The organism is Mucilaginibacter gossypii (assembly GCF_017569325.2).
In the GTDB taxonomy this organism is placed as follows: domain Bacteria; phylum Bacteroidota; class Bacteroidia; order Sphingobacteriales; family Sphingobacteriaceae; genus Mucilaginibacter; species Mucilaginibacter gossypii.
On sequence record NZ_CP071878.2, the window covers coordinates 2,915,196 to 2,930,897 of the forward strand.

Consider the following 15,702-nt stretch of genomic DNA (forward strand, 5'->3'; position numbering starts at 1 on the left):
TTGATTTTTGATGAAACGTTTTACCAGCCGTAAATATAAAAGACTGGCTTGATATAGCCAGTCTTTTAAGTGTATTATTTGCATTATACAATTACCAACCCGGATTTTGGGTTAATTTACTGTTAGTGCTGATTTCACGCTGTGGTATCGGCCACAGGTAATATTGAGTTTTAAAGGTTACACCCTGCTCTGTTTGCGAAGCGGTAGGATCGGCAAAGGTGTTTGATTGCGGCAAGTAGGCCATATGGGTACGCTGCATATCAAAGTATGCCTTATTTTCATAAGCAAGCTCATGGTAGCGTTCTCTCCAGATTGCCTGGCGGAAGGTATCTTTGGTTAAATTACTCAATGGCGCAAGTTTAGCGCGTGCACGGATAGCATTAACAGCGGCATAAGCTTCAGCAGTTGGCCCGCTTACCTCATTAGTTGCTTCGGCATAGATCAACTGAGCTTCGGGCAAACGCAATAAAGTCCAGTTCTCATCACTTCGACCGCTTTGAGCAGCACTTTCAACATGGAAATATTTATAAAGTGCATGTTCGCCAAACTGGATGATGTTGCCTGGGTTACCATATTGAGGATAGCTTGAGAAATAAAACTGGCGTTCCTGTGTACGCAGGTCGCCCGCCTCGTAACTTGCCACAAACTGATTGGTAGGGATCATAGCGCCAAGGTGGTCTCCATATGCACCAACCAACAGGTTAAACGGAATAGTTAACTGAGGAATGGCATTAGTTTGAGTACCCACCAGGTAATTGATCTGGAATATTAATTCCTGCTGATTTTTGTGCGCATTATCATGCAGGAATGCATAATCAGAAAACAGAGAGTACCAACCTAAAACAGGCTCAATTTCTGATGCTGCCTTGGCATAGTTTTCAGTTTGTTTTAGCGGGAAGCCTGCTGTTGTCAAGTAAACGCTGGCCAATAAAGTTTTAACAGCCCCCAACGAAACGCGACCGCTTGCATCAGTATTCGGCATGCCTGATGCTTCGGCTGCCTGTAAATCGCTGATGATTTGTTTATAAACATCGGCCACAGGTGTACGTGAAGGATACAGATCAGGGCTGCTCACTGTTTGCGACGCGGTAATCAGCGGAACATCGCCATATAAACGCACCAGGTGGTAGTAATAAAATGCCCTGAAAAAGTAAGCTTCACCTATCAGTTTCTTTTTTAATCCATCATCCATTGGTGATATACCAGGGATCTTTTCAATGGCAAGATTTGCATTGGCGATACCCTTGTAGCAGTTGTACCACACTGTTTCAAAACCAGGATTAACTGCATCGGTACGCTGATGGATCACATTACCATTGTTTACGCTCTGTCCTAACGAAGTGGCATGACCGGCAAACAACTCCAATGTAATAAAAGGGCTTTCACCATAAGCATCTCCGTTTTGAAAAAAATACATTACGTTGTACAAACCGTTTACAAAGGTTAAAGCCTGGTTTGAGCTGACAAAATAATTATCCTTAACAAAGTTGCTCTTATTTTTTTCATCAAGATATTTTTTGCAACCACTGCCTGTAGCAGCAGCAAGGATAAGTAACAGACCACCTACCCGGTATTTTTTAAAGTTAAATTTCATAATATGATGTTTTAACATTTTTTAATTAAAGACTAACATTAACACCTAACAGGAAAGTACGTGGTTTTGGATAATCATAAAACTGGATACCCTGGGTGAAGTTGCTTGAGGCATTGTATGTTGATACCTCTGGATCATAACCGGTGTATTTGGTTATCAGGAACAGGTTTTGTGCCTGCGCATAAACCCTTAAACGGCTTAACTTTAACTTTTTAAGAATATTGTCGTTAAAAGTATAACCAAGTGTTACTGCCCTGCCGCGAATAAAATTACCGCTTTCAACTTTGGTTGAATAAATTTCGGTTTGATAACGCACATAAGCGGGCCTGCTTTCGGCAATGCTGGTATTTTGGTTAGTCGGTGTCCAGGCGTTAAGTACGGTAGCATAGCTGTTTGCCTGACCAGTGCGGTCCTGGCCCGAGTGGCGGGTAAGGTTCATGATCTGATTACCGTAATTAAATTGCAGATCAACACCCAGGTCAACGTTTTTGTAGCGGAAGTTGTTGCTGAAAGTACCATAACCATCAGGTATTGATTTACCTAATACCACTTTATCGTCAGCGCTAACTTTGCCATCGCCATTGGTATCCTGTATTTTTAGGTCGCCTGGTAACAAGCCATATTTAGCAGCTTCGGTCGCCTCAGCAGTTCCCCAGGTTCCAAGCACTTTGTAACCATAAAAACTACCGGCCGGAAGACCGACCCGCATCAGGTTAAATTGCGAAAGGAAGGTTGGAGCAAGGAAGATATCATCATTAGATGCACCTAACTGCAGGATTTTGTTTTTCAGGAAAGAAATATTAAATGTAGAATTCCAGGTGAAATCCTGCGTTTTTATAGGAGTAGCATTGATCGTGAACTCAAGACCTTTGTTTTGCAGCTTACCTATATTTTTATATACGGTTTGAAAACCGCTTGTTTCTGGCAGTGGTGCATTTAAAAGCAATGCTTTTGTCTTTTTCAGATAAGCATCTGCTTCAATGTTTAAACGATTATTAAACAAGCCCAATGAAAAGCCTAAATCATACTCCGCGGTTTTTTCCCACTGCAGATCCTCATTACCTATCGAGGTTTGCGTAGTACCTACCGCACTGTTGCCACCAAAGGCGTAGCCAACTGTATTAATATTTGCGAGTGAACGATATTCACCAATTTCGGAGTTACCGGTTAACCCGTAGCTCAGTCTCAATTTCAGATCTGATATAGTTTTATTATCCTTTAAGAAATCTTCCTGAGATACGCGCCATGCAAACGCCGCAGAAGGAAAAAAGCCGTACTTTTTGTTGGTACCAAAGCGTGAGGAGCCGTCTTCACGCCCCGTTAAAGTTAACAGGTATTTCTCGTTGTAGTTATAGTTCAATCTGGCAAAAAACGACTGCATTTGCCATGCGTCATAATCAGACTCTGGTTTGTTAGGTACAATACCGGCAGATAAGTTATAATACTCATAAAAATCGTCAGACAATGTACCCGTTGATCCTTTTAAACGAAGTTGCTGATAGTTTTGACGTTCGGCACCTGCAACAAGGTTTATAGTATGTACCTTGTTAAAGGTTTTGTTGTAGGTGAAATAGTTTTGCCATTGCCAAAACGTCCTGTTAAACTCCTCTATCGAGGCCGAGCTATAGCTTTGTCCTGCAACAGGGCCGCCAACAAGCCCGCTTTGAGAAGCCGGGTTATAATTAGCAGATGTAGTTACACCCAAAACGCTGCGAAATTCAAGACCTGGCAACAGGTTTAAATTTAAATAACCATTACCGCTGAAGATACGGTTGCGGGTAAGAGATTGAATTTCGTTAGCTTGTGCTACCGGGTTATCACCGCCTTCAAGGTTAGGATAATCAGTACGTTTACCATAGGTTCCGTCAGGGTATCTAACAGGAATAAAAGGCACCATCTCAATCAACATACGCGGAATGTTGTTGCCGCCTGTACCCTGATCCTGGTTACGGCCATCCTGGTAGTTGTAGTTTAATGTAGCACCAACCTTTACCCATGGTTTTATCTGGTTATCAACCGTTAAACGCACATTATAACGTTTCAGGTAGCTATTAAGGATAATACCTTCGTCATCAGCATAGTTCAGAAACAAGCCATAGTTTATATTTTCGGCGCCGCCGGTGAACGCAACGTTGTGGTTTTGGCTTACCGAAGTACGGGTTGTAGCCTTTTGCCAGTCAACGTCATATAATGGATTTAAATTTTGATCGAACAGTTTACCGATAAGTGCTGTTCTTTGCGTTACAGGGTTACGGTTGGTATAGTCGCCCGCAGCCCAGCCGGTAGGGTCATATTTTTTGATATTAGCATAAGAAACGTCCTCAATCTGCATAAACTGTTTTGAGTTAAGAACAGGTATCTCCTTAAACATATGATTTACGGCCATATAGGCATCGTACGAAATAGTACCGCCTTTTTTACCTCTTTTAGTGGTAACCAAAATTACGCCGTTTGCACCGCGTGTACCATAAATAGCGGTTGATGATGCGTCTTTCAGTACGTCGATAGTTTCAATGTCATTGGGGTTAATGGCGTTACCACCCTCTGTCCAAACCACGCCATCCACAACATATAACGGATCGGTATTGGTATTGATAGAGCTATAGCCACGGATACGGATCTTGGTTGCACCGCCGGGTGCACCTGAGTTACTTGATACGTTTACGCCGGCAATTTTACCAGACAATTCCTGCTCAAGATTGGTTTGCGGGCGCTCCTGCAATTGTTTTGCACCTACGCTACCTACCGAACCGGTAAGGTCGACCTTTTTTGCGGTACCGTAACCAACCACAACTACCTCGCTCAATGCTTTTGGTTCTTCTGCCAATACAACATCAATCTGGCTCCTGCCGCCAATAGGCACATTTTGGGTTGTATATCCTATAAATGTAAACACCAGTGTTCCGTTGGCATCTGGCGCGTTGACGGTATATTTACCATTAATATCAGTTTGTACACCAACATTGGTACCTTTAACCTTAACAGTAACACCAGGGATAGGGCCTTTGGCATCGCTTACCGTACCCGTTACTTTGATTGGGGCAACAGCTACCTGGGATACAACAGGCTCATCCTTCTTTTTAACAACAATGGTCTGATCAAAAATTTTGTAGGTAAGCGGCTGATCTTTAAAGCATTGATCAAGCGCACTCTCTATAGTTACGTTTGCAACTTCAATGTTGATTGCTCCGGCCTTTGATACATCCTGCTTATCATACATGAAATGATAGCCTGTTTGTTTTTCAATGGAGCGGAGTACTTTTTCAACGGTAGTGTTTTTTTGGTGCAAAGTAACTATCTGGCTATAACTTTTGGCGCTCACATTGGTAAGGGCCGCAATTATAATAAAGGCAGTTAGCTTCATGGCCAATATAAATTTGCGTAATTGAGGCCATGCCAAAGGCGTAGCCTTAGAATTAAAATTCATAAGTTTGTAGAGTTTGGGTTAAACATTAACTTTCAATTCATCGATTGTACTTTTTTGGGGCCCAGATGTTTATACCGGGAAAGTACTGCGAATACTTCCCGGTTTTTTTTTATGGTAACTTTTGAGATTACATGCATGTTTAAACGCATGATAAACCGTTTTACCAATCAGGCTCCTGTACCGTGGCTAACTTATCTCAGGTATTTCTTCCATCATAGGGTTGTTTAAATTGTTAACAATTGGTTGCTTAATATAGTAGGTATAATAATTATGCTATTGTTGTATGGTAATGCGCTTATCTTCAATTTTAAATTTTACCCCGGCATAGCCAAGCATGCTCATTAATTCGGATGCTTTTACATTTCGGGAGATTCGGCCTGTAAATTCGCGCTGTGGTATTTTGCCTTCGTAGGCTACCTTAACATCATACCAACGGGCAGCCTGCCTCATAATGGCATCTATCCCCGCATCCCTAAATTGAAAGATGCCGTCTTTCCAGGCTATCTCATCATCTACATCAACATCGTTAAGTACCTTTAACTTGCCCGCTTTATTGAGTACAGCCTGCTGTCCGGGTTTTAAAATGCCGATTGCAGTGCCGTTACTTATTTTTACTGATCCTTCTAATAAAGTGGTTTTCATTTCGGCCTCGTCATTATAGGCCATGATATTGAAATGCGTACCTAAAACCTCAACTGTAGTGTTATCGGATTTAACCCTGAAAGGCATCTGCGGATTTTTGGCAACCTCAAAGTAAGCTTCGCCGGTGATGGTGACCTCACGCGTTTTGCCCGTAAACCTGGTTGGAAAGCTTAATGATGATGCCGAATTTAAACAAACCTTGCTCCCATCCGGCAAAACTAACTGGTATTGACCGCCACGCGGAGTTGAAACAGTATTTATTACCGGAGCATCAACATTAGTACCGGTTTCATAAACCAGCTGACCATTGCGGGTTTTATTGATTTTGGTGGTACCCTGTTGCGCCAGCAGGCCGTTTTGCGCACTGTCAAGCGTAATAGTTTTGCCATTGGCCAATGTTAAAATTGCTTTGTTGCCACCAGGCAAAGCATCATTTTTAGGATGAATTTTGGCAATATTTTTTTTTGCAATAACCTGCTTTTTTTGATTGCTATAAATGTAAGCGCCGAACCCAACAAGTAATAAAAATGAAGCGGCAACCCCTAACCTTCTCCAGGGGAGGTTATTATTCTTTACCGGTGCAGCAACAGATTGTTCGGGATTAGTTCTTAAAATCAGCATGAGCATATCCTCGCTTTTTGAGCGGTCAAAAAGCGGCCCATGATCGTCAAGCTTATCCCAGGCATGATGTATGAGCGATGCAAGCTCCGCATCGGTTGCCGATGAGTTGATGATCTCAAATAATTCATCGCGCTCGGCTGGCGTAGCAGTGCCATTATAATAAGTGTGAAACAAATAATCAAGCCGGGCGTAAAGTTCGCTCATGGTAAATGTTTTTCAGTATAACTGTATAATTGGCTACAGTGAGTTGGGGCAGATCTCATATACATGACACCTGTGAGTTAAAAAAAGGGGGTATTACTTTTTGAAAAAAATAAAAAAATGAATCAGCGCCATTACTAACGCTATCGCCTCCATATGTTCATGCACATAGTCTTTTATGGATGAGGTGGCAATTTGAAGGTATTTCTTGACGGTTTCGCGGGATAGCTCGAGCTCATCGGCAATTTCATGATACTTTAAGCGGTTATGCCTGCTCATGAGGTAAACTTTTTGCTGCTGAGGCGGCAGCTGATCAATGGCCTCATCAATCAAATTATAATAATGATCTGTTTCCTGAACTTCGGCATTAAAAGGCACAATGCGGGTTTCTTCCAACTTTTTAAGCTGCATCTGCTCGCGGGCAACTTTTCGCAAACAGTTTAAAGCATGGTTTTTTGAAATTACAAACAGGTAAGCTTTGAAATTATCAACCCCCGTAAGCGTTTCGCGGGTCATCCAGATCTTCATAAACACATCCTGTACAACCTCTTCAGCCAGTTCAGCAGAATGGGTTATACGCAAGATATGAACGCCTAAACGCTGGTGATAAACAGAAAACAGTTGACGAAAAGCGAACTCATTACCCTGAGCCACTTGCAAAAGCAGTTCCTTCTCATTTGATTGAGTAAATTCAAACATAGGCTAATGTATGGTTGCCGCAAATATTATAAAATTCGCAGTATTTGCAGCATTAATAATTATATCGATGAAACCAACGTATAACTGTAAAGAAATTGAAAATGTTTGAAAAAATATAAAACGGTCACGTTCTCAAAGTTTTTAACTATTAAGTATGTATTAAATAAATGTCAATCAGTACAATGGTGTTGGCAAACCATCTAAATTTACAAACCCTTTAATACCCCTATTGTATATTCCACCTGTTCGGCATGCACATCTAAATGAGTTACAAAGCGGATTCGGTTTTTATCTGTATCGCTTACCCTAATGCCTTTTTCTGCAAGTTTGGCAAGCACCGCAGCAGCCGGTTCAACCGTATCAAATAAAACAATATTGGTTTCAACCGGGATTACATTGCTTACCCATGGCAATCGGCCCAGTTCCTCACCCAGAATACGCGCATGGGCATGGTCTATCTTCAGGCGTTCAACATGATGGTCAAGCGCGTAAATCCCCGCGGCAGCTAAAAAGCCCGCCTGGCGCATACCACCACCCAACACTTTACGGATGCGGCGTGCATATTTAATAGTTTCCTTATCGGCTAATAAAACTGAGCCTACGGGTGCACCCAATCCTTTTGACAGGCAAACCGAAATACCATTAAAATATCTGCCATACTCAACCGCAGCGTCACCGGTATGCGTAAGCGCGTTAAAGATCCGGGCACCATCAAGGTGAAGTTTTAAACCTTTCTCCCGGCAGAGGTTGGCAATAGGTTTGATATTTTCAAGCGTGTAGCAGCTGCCGCCGCCTTTATTAACCGTGTTCTCGAGCACCACCAAACTGGTATGCGGGTAATGGATGTTTTCAGCATTGATTTCCGGCTCTATCATTTCGGGCGTAAGGATGCCCCGGTAACCATTCAACAACCGGGTTGATACTGCCGAATTAAAAGCAATGCCCCCGCCCTCGTACCTGTAAACATGTGCGGTTTGATCGGCAATGAGCTCATCAAGCGGCTGGGTAAAGCATTTAATTGCTATCTGGTTGGTCATGGTACCTGATGGGCAAAAGATAGCAGCTTCCATACCAAACATAGCGGCAGCTTTAGCTTCAAGGGCATTTATGGTTTCGTCCTCGCCAAAAACATCATCCCCTACTTTGGCGCTCCACATAGCTTCAAGCATGCCTGGGGTTGGCTTGGTTACAGTATCGCTTCGGAAATCAACAGTTATCATATTAAAAAGTTAAAATTTGCGTTCTTTGTATCAGAATTCAGAACTCGTTATGCGCTCAATTTTAATCATTTTATTTTTCATGCTGTGTTTTGTATCAGCAAAATCGCAAAAATGGCAACAGGGTAGCTTTACTGATGTAAAGGGCAACCGCGAAACCGGGCTGATCCGCACTAATCCTTCTGGAAAAGGGCCAATAAAAGGTGAAGGTTTCATTGAGTTTAAGGAAAACGAAAAAGCCAATCCATATAAATTAAGCGCCAGCGACTTAAGATCGTATGTTGTTGGTCAGGACAGCTTTGTTGTGGCACACGCCCCGGCAAACGAATCGTGGACCAAGGAAGAAACCGACTTTGTAAAAGTGGTGCTTGATGAGCCAGTGAAACTGTTCATGGCAAAGGGCGGCAAAGGCGGGGGAGGCAGTGGCTTTGGTATTACACCGGGGATCTCAGCAGGCTACGGAAGCGGTGGTTACGGCGGCGGAATTGGCGGCGGCATCGGCATTAACCTTGGCGGTGGCCGGGGCGGAAGTTCAAAAACAACCTATTATTATGGTGAAACCACTGCAGGTATGAAACGCCTCACCGACGAAAATTTTGAAGATATCATGAGCGATATTATGGGCGATGAACCTGACCTGGTTGATCAGATTCATGAACATAAATTTAATCTAAAGAGTATCGATAAGCTCATTGCGAAATTTGACGAATTGCAAAAAGCCCGGCAATAAATCTCTTTATCAAGCGGCAAACGGATAGATGACTACCTGATACATCCGGGTGGTCGTTTCTGTTTATAGGGACGCATAATTTACTTTTCCCCAAACGCTTAATCTCAAATCTTGCGTCTCAAATCTGCTACCTCCCACTCTTTTTTCTCCCCTGAACACCACGTGTTTAAGCACAAATGTTAATAAATTAAAAACCATTTAGCATAATTAAAAGTTATTAAACTATAGTAATTCACCAAATAAATAACTTTTAATTAATTCATATCGATATAAACGGCTACTCATTACATTTTAATTCACTAATAAAAACAGAAAGAAAGATGAACATGAAAAAGTCAGTTTTAATAGCCGTTGCTTCATTAGCTATTGGTTTTTTATCAAACAAGGCAATAGCCCAAACACAGGATACAACCAAAAAGGACACTACTAAAGCAACTGCTGCTCCTGCAACATCAACAGCTGCCGCATCAGGCGATGTGGTTGGTGTGATGTCGACCTCAACTAACTACGCGCCAATGGCGCTTGCAATAAAATCTGCTCAGCTTGAGCCAACATTGCAGGCAGCCGGCCCGTTCACCATATTTGCCCCCAATGATGTAGCTTTCAGCAAATTGCCCAAAGCACAATTTGATGCCCTAATGAAAGATCCGGCTAAATTTGCTCCGATACTGAAGTATCACGTGGTAGCAGGTAAATACACTAAAACCGATATCATTAAGGCCTTAGGTGCAGGCAAAGGCAAAGCCGACCTGAAAACCATCGACGGGCAAACATTGCATTTATCTGTAAATGATAAAAGCAATTTGCAGATTACCGATGCCAAAGGCAATGCAGTGTTGGTTACCGCATTTGACACCGAGGCCAGCAATGGTGTTGTACATGGCATTAATGGCATCATGATGCCTTAATCACAAAACACTTAGTTTAATTTTAAATCCATGAAAAACCCGGTCTCAATAACCGGGTTTTTCATTTAAGACAACCTTGTTAAATAATCGGCTTTAGTTAATCTAAAATCAAGATATTTACTTTTGGTCTCCTCGTCTGTAAAGTCTCCGGTAAGTGAAAAACCTGTCTTTTTTAACAGCCTTACCGAGCTTTCGTTTCCCTGTTTCGGACAAGCGGTTATCAATTCAAAATATTGATCATTAAAACCAAAAGCCAACACGGCAGAAATGGCTTCCTGCATAATACCCTGTCCATGATAATCCGGATGAAGTTCATAGCCTATTTCGGCCTTTTTATTAGTTGGCTCAAGGTTCCAGTAACAAATAGATCCAATCAGCTCCTCTTTATCTTTTAAGGTTATCCCCCAGTAAAGGCCTTCGCCCCCACTTACTATTGCTTTTATCTTATTAATAAATGATAATGCCTGATCAATGGTGGTATCATTTGGCCGGTCCAGATATTTGTTCACTTCAGCATTAGAGCGGATAGCCAGGATCTGAGCGGCATCAGAATCAAGCAGCCCGCGTAAGCGCAAACGATCAGTAGTGAGCAAAGGTAATTCAGACATATGCATGTTATTCAATTTTTTTATTTTCCCTGTCGGCAATGAAAACCACGGGCAAACCAATGCAGATCACCAGCGTAAGCATCCCAATAAGGATAGTAGTTACAGGTATATGGTACCCTGGCTTCGTCGTTATTTTACTGAGGGGTATTACACCTAAATTCATGATCAACCATGCCGCGATGCCGTATACAACTGCCACAAAGTACTTGTTGCGTAATCCGTTATAAAAGAATGGATACAGCAGAAAAAATACCGCGCTGAATAGAAAAGCGATCACATAATGAAAAATAACCCCGGCAATTATAATTTCGGCCCCGCCTGCAAAGGCCGCCGGTCCAAAGGCTCCGCTGGCAATAAACTTAAAAATAACACCAGGATTTACTTTATAGTTCAGGATCATGGCTGCAAGTCCATCAAGCGTACCCGTTATAAACCCGGCGAACAGGATATTGACAAGTTTACTTTTCTTTTTCGGGTTTTCTTTTTTTAACATGGCAGAAATTACAGAAGCGTAAATTTATGCTTTTAGGATTCGATAAATTGTGTATGAAACATATTTTTTACCTATTAGCTTTAGGAGCGTAACTTCCATTTTAATCAGTTGATCTGATTATTACCTCAGATATTCATTCATAAAATAAAACACTCTTTTCCTGATCTCTTCGGCATCAAACATTACCCCGTAATGAGGCGCGTTGGGTACAATAATAAGTTCATTTTTAACACCGGCAAGTTTAAGGTATGAACTTAGCAAAACCGATTGGGTGTAATTGACCGATTCATCCTTTTCGCCCTGAACAATGAGAAATGGCGGATCGTTTTTATCAACATAGGTAACCGGGCTGGCTATATTGGCCAGATCGGGCCGCTCAATAGTATAAGCGCCAAGCAGCAGGTTAACCGGGCTTTTAGGATCATTAACATCGGCACCTTTAAGCGACAGGAAATTTGACGGCCCGTAAAAGTCAAGCGCCAGTTTTATTTTAAAATGAGGTTTGTTTCCGTTGGGATAAAACTCTTTAATATTATTGTTATTGGATAAAGCCAGCAACGATGCCAGATGCCCTCCGGCCGAAAAACCAATCACCCCAAACTTATCTTTGTTAAGCTTATATTTTGATGCGTTTTGATAAAGAAACTCAATAGCCTGGTTACAATCCTGAATCTGTGCCGGAAATGGTGCAGAAGTGCTCCAGCGGTAATCAATAGAGGCCACAGCGTAACCATTATCAATAAAACCCTGCACGGTTTTCTGCATATAGCCCATATCGGCATATTTATCATTCAGCATCCATGCACCACCGTGGATCCAGATAATAAGCGGGTAATTATCTTTTGCCGTTGGCGGCAGGTAAATATCCAGCAAATGTTTCTTTAACGTATCCCCTGCATAGTTTATATCTCCGTACAAAATAGTCCCCTTCGGGAAAAATGGCTGCTTGGGGCTTAAGGTTTGCGCGTAAGCTGACACAGATAAGGCACTGATCAAAATGACCAGCAGCTTTCGGGTTATTTTTTTCATAATTGGTTAATCGCTTAAAGATAATCTATATCCTTAAAAATCACCAACTAAATCCCTATCGAAAAATATAATATCCAGGCAATAAACAGTATTTGCAACGGAATGCGAAACCACAGGTAACCGGTACCGCTGCCATCATAAGTAGTTTTTTCTAAATCCACATGTTTCATGGCAGCGTTGATATTGGCAGGCAGCATGACCACAAACATGACGAGCAAAATAATCCCTGCTATATGCCTTGCACCGTTAACCACCAGCAAAGCGCCGAGAACTATTTCCATTATCCCGGTTAAATAAACTAACGCTCCTTTAAACGGGATAAAGGAAGGCATCATCATGACCATGCCTTTGGTAAACATAAAATGGCCCAATGAGGTAAACCAAAGCATCAGCATCATGGCTACATTACCGCTAAGCATAATATTCCAGTCGTCAACAAATAGACGGGAAATAACGGTCGTAAGGATAAAACTTATGATGAGAACGAGCAGGACTTTCATAGTTTAATTAAATTTTCCCCAAAGCAAGTAAAGTTAAAGAAACTAAACTTCCCCAATATATCAGGAAGAATATAAAGTCCCAAAACACAACATCCCCGTTATCAAACAAATCTTTAAAATCCTTGCTCGGCATCGCTAACTCTTTACTCTGAATTTTTCTACTTGCTATTCTTAACAACTGATATAAAAACAAAAGTAAAATACTATTCAGCAATGGATTCCGCGCACGATAATAAACCGGGTCATTTTTCAAAAAAAAGAACAATATTATATGAACCAACGCGAATCCACACCAAATCAAAAAAGATTTAAGGTTTCTCAAAGATTTATAATTTAACAAATAGTTGAATACCTGTGGCGTTAGTGTATAAAAAATCAGAAAAGCAACTCTGTTAGAACTTGTACCATAATAATTGTATACAGCAAAAACTATCGTCGCTATGCCGTATATCCAAACAGCGATTGAATCCCATGGAGTTAGGGGTTCAAAATAAAACAAGGGCTTTTTTAAAACTTTACGCTTCGGCATAAACTACGCCTTTATCAACTGCTCCCCCTCAATCTTCTTCTGTAACTCTAAAATAGCACCAATTAAGGCTTCAGGACGTGGCGGGCAGCCTTGTACATACACATCAACCGGAATCACCCGGTCAACGCCTTTTACCACATGGTAGCCATGCTGCCAGTATGGTCCGCCGCAGTTAGAGCACGAGCCCATCGAGATCACATATTTAGGCTCAGGCATTTGCTCGTACAGGCGTTTAATCCGCTCGGCCATTTTAAAGGTTACCGTGCCGGCAATAATGATCACATCGGCCTGGCGGGCAGATGGGCGCGGGAAAACACCAAAGCGGTCGAGGTCGTAAGTAGATGCCATGGAGCCCATCATTTCAATGGCACAACAAGCTATCCCAAAGCTAAGCGGCCATAATGAGGATAAACGGGCCCAGTTAAGCAGATCGTTCATTTTGGTTACCACTACACCACCATTTTCACTTGTTATATCGCTATTCATTTGCAGGCTTTTTAAAAGTTGGCTTAAACATAGGTTTGCGGACGGGCTCTGGTGAGGGAGTGGCAGTTGCAGCAGCAGTGGCAGTCGCGGTAGCAGTTAATACTGTATCAGCGTTGAAAGCTTTTACTGTAAACCTGCTTTGTTCCTGGTTCAACTGTTCGTACAACGACGGCGGGATATGCACATCGGTATGCGGTACAACGGGAGTTGGCTTAATCCAGTCCAGATCCCCTTTGCGCCAAACATATACCAAACCTATGATTAGGATGCCCAAAAACACAAACATTTCGACAAGTGAAAGCCAGCCCCAGCGTGCGTCTTGTGCTGCAAGCTCATGACTGCCAAATACGGTTGCCCAGGGAAAAATAAACACCATCTCCACATCAAAAAGCAGGAAAACCAGCGCTATCACATAAAAGCGGGGATTAAAGGGTAACCAGGCATTACCGGTAGGCTCTTCGCCACATTCGTATGAGCTTAATTTTTCGGCGTTGGGATTATTGGGGGCCAAAAGTTTGTTGATAAAAAATATCACGCACACCATTATTATCCCAGTAATAATAAAGATGAGTATCTTTCCAAATTCTGATATTTGCGAAACATCCGTCATGAGTACAAATTTAGTAAAACAAACAGATTTTGACGCTATAATAATTGGCGGAGGCGCATGCGGCCTCATGTGTGCCGTACAAGCAGGCTTTTTAGGCAAGCGGGTACTGGTACTTGAAAAAAACGACCGGGTAGGCGCCAAGATCCTCATCAGCGGCGGCGGACGCTGTAATTACACCAACCTTTACGCTACCGATCAGCAGTTTATTTCGCAAAACCCACACTTCTGTAAATCAGCCTTTTCACAATGGACGGTTGATGATACCATTAGCTTTTTTGAAACCTACGGCATTACCGGTAAGGAAAAAACGTTAGGCCAGCTTTTCCCGGTGAGTGACAAGGCCAAAGACGTAGTTGAAGTTTTCACTAACCTATGCGATGACCTTGGCCAGGAGATCTGGGTAAATACCGAAGTTAAAATGGTAGAAAAAACTGACGATGGTTTTACAGTTCGGGCCGAAGTTAACGGCAAACAGGAATATATAAGCGCTGCCAGTGTAGTGATGGCTGCAGGCGGTTTGCCCATCCCCAAAATGGGCGCTACCGATTTCGGACTCCGAACGGCGCGCAATTTCGGTTTAAAAGTTACCGATACCGCCCCTGCCCTGGTGCCGCTTACCATTACCGGCAAAGAACAGCCATGGTATGAACAATTATCGGGCAACAGTATTTTCTGTCGTGTTTGGAACGACAGGGCAAGCTTTGAAGAAAATATTTTGTTTACCCACTGGGGCCTCAGCGGACCAGCCATATTACAAATATCCTCCTATTGGAAACCAGGAGAATCCATCAACATCGATCTGCTCCCCAATCAAAACATTGCCGACCTAATTCAACAGGAAAAGGAAACCAACGGCAAAAAAATGCTGCTTGCATACATCGCATCTTTATATACCCGCAAGTTTGCCGAAGCGTTGAGCGACAAACTCCCCGCGGAAAAAAACATGGCATCGCTCACCAAAACCGACATTGAAAACATCAGCACCCTCATTCATGATTTTAAGGTAAAACCTGCCGGCGATAAAGGTTATGACAAAGCCGAAGTAATGCGCGGTGGTGTGGCTACTGATGAGTTATCATCCAAAACATTGGAGGCTAAAAAAGTTCCCGGGCTGTTTTTTGGGGGCGAGTGTGTGGATGTTACCGGCTGGCTTGGGGGCTATAACTTTCAATGGGCCTGGGCAAGCGGTTTTGTGATTGCGCAGAACATGTGACCGTTGATTTGTTTGTGATTGCGCTGATTTCGTTGATGCTATTCTACCAACTAACCTGCTACTATCATTCATTTGCCGACGTTCGGTGATGCCGGGAAATCCTCCTTTGCAATTGTAACAAATCGGGTGTCCCAATTTTTTGATTCTCCAAAAAAATTAAAAAAAAGCCCGGCGTTCTTTTTTAAAAAAGAGGAC

Annotated in this window: 15 protein-coding genes; 3 read left to right on the top strand and 12 right to left on the bottom strand. The window is 42.4% G+C overall.

The annotated features are described in order from the left end of the window. Positions 1–91 precede the first annotated feature (91 nt). The 5 genes from J3L18_RS12165 to J3L18_RS12185 form a co-directional block, all read right to left on the bottom strand. Complete coding sequence (locus tag J3L18_RS12165; RefSeq protein WP_091167949.1) at positions 92–1,594, bottom strand: RagB/SusD family nutrient uptake outer membrane protein; 1,503 nt, start codon at positions 1,592–1,594, stop codon at positions 92–94. Between the two features lie 25 nt (positions 1,595–1,619). After that, positions 1,620–5,021 (bottom strand): TonB-dependent receptor, encoded by a 3,402-nt coding sequence (locus J3L18_RS12170; protein WP_091167952.1) that lies wholly within the window; start codon positions 5,019–5,021, stop codon positions 1,620–1,622. A gap of 273 nt (positions 5,022–5,294) precedes the next feature. Continuing rightward, positions 5,295–6,488, bottom strand: a complete 1,194-nt coding sequence (locus J3L18_RS12175; protein WP_129568736.1) for a FecR family protein — start codon at positions 6,486–6,488, stop codon at positions 5,295–5,297. A 93-nt stretch (positions 6,489–6,581) separates the two neighbouring features. Beyond that, positions 6,582–7,184, bottom strand: a complete 603-nt coding sequence (locus J3L18_RS12180; protein ID WP_091167958.1) for an RNA polymerase sigma factor — start codon at positions 7,182–7,184, stop codon at positions 6,582–6,584. A 206-nt stretch (positions 7,185–7,390) separates the two neighbouring features. After that, complete coding sequence (locus J3L18_RS12185) at positions 7,391–8,404, bottom strand: GntG family PLP-dependent aldolase (RefSeq protein ID WP_189549135.1); 1,014 nt, start codon at positions 8,402–8,404, stop codon at positions 7,391–7,393. Between the two features lie 49 nt (positions 8,405–8,453). Between J3L18_RS12185 and J3L18_RS12190 the strand changes: the two genes are divergently transcribed. Continuing rightward, positions 8,454–9,131: a hypothetical protein gene (locus J3L18_RS12190; RefSeq protein ID WP_311086110.1), complete on the top strand. Its 678-nt coding sequence runs from the start codon at positions 8,454–8,456 to the stop codon at positions 9,129–9,131. A gap of 326 nt (positions 9,132–9,457) precedes the next feature. Continuing rightward, on the top strand, positions 9,458–10,039 hold the full coding sequence (locus J3L18_RS12195; RefSeq protein ID WP_189549137.1) for a fasciclin domain-containing protein: 582 nt from the start codon (positions 9,458–9,460) through the stop codon (positions 10,037–10,039). Positions 10,040–10,104: 65 nt separating this feature from the next. Here the strand turns inward: J3L18_RS12195 and J3L18_RS12200 are convergent, their stop codons facing one another. The 7 genes from J3L18_RS12200 to J3L18_RS12230 form a co-directional block, all read right to left on the bottom strand. Then, the gene (locus J3L18_RS12200; protein ID WP_189549139.1) at positions 10,105–10,647 is read right to left on the bottom strand and encodes a GNAT family N-acetyltransferase; all 543 of its coding nucleotides are present in this window, start codon (positions 10,645–10,647) and stop codon (positions 10,105–10,107) included. A gap of 7 nt (positions 10,648–10,654) precedes the next feature. Continuing rightward, on the bottom strand, positions 10,655–11,140 hold the full coding sequence (locus J3L18_RS12205) for a hypothetical protein (RefSeq protein ID WP_129568740.1): 486 nt from the start codon (positions 11,138–11,140) through the stop codon (positions 10,655–10,657). Positions 11,141–11,260: 120 nt separating this feature from the next. Beyond that, entirely contained in the window at positions 11,261–12,169 is a 909-nt protein-coding gene (locus tag J3L18_RS12210) for an alpha/beta hydrolase (protein ID WP_129568741.1), read from the bottom strand. Positions 12,170–12,216: 47 nt separating this feature from the next. Then, positions 12,217–12,669, bottom strand: a complete 453-nt coding sequence (locus J3L18_RS12215) for a DoxX family protein (RefSeq protein ID WP_129568742.1) — start codon at positions 12,667–12,669, stop codon at positions 12,217–12,219. Positions 12,670–12,676: 7 nt separating this feature from the next. Continuing rightward, positions 12,677–13,198, bottom strand: a complete 522-nt coding sequence (locus J3L18_RS12220; protein ID WP_129568743.1) for a hypothetical protein — start codon at positions 13,196–13,198, stop codon at positions 12,677–12,679. A gap of 3 nt (positions 13,199–13,201) precedes the next feature. Further along, positions 13,202–13,684: an NADH-quinone oxidoreductase subunit B gene (locus J3L18_RS12225; RefSeq protein ID WP_129568744.1), complete on the bottom strand. Its 483-nt coding sequence runs from the start codon at positions 13,682–13,684 to the stop codon at positions 13,202–13,204. Next, the gene (locus J3L18_RS12230; protein ID WP_129568745.1) at positions 13,677–14,294 is read right to left on the bottom strand and encodes an NADH-quinone oxidoreductase subunit A; all 618 of its coding nucleotides are present in this window, start codon (positions 14,292–14,294) and stop codon (positions 13,677–13,679) included. The genes J3L18_RS12225 and J3L18_RS12230 overlap by 8 nt, the downstream gene beginning before the upstream one ends. On the opposite strand from J3L18_RS12230, the gene J3L18_RS12235 reads away from it, so the two are divergent. Next, entirely contained in the window at positions 14,293–15,507 is a 1,215-nt protein-coding gene (locus tag J3L18_RS12235; protein WP_129568746.1) for a BaiN/RdsA family NAD(P)/FAD-dependent oxidoreductase, read from the top strand. The genes J3L18_RS12230 and J3L18_RS12235 overlap by 2 nt on opposite strands. Positions 15,508–15,702: the final 195 nt, after the last annotated feature.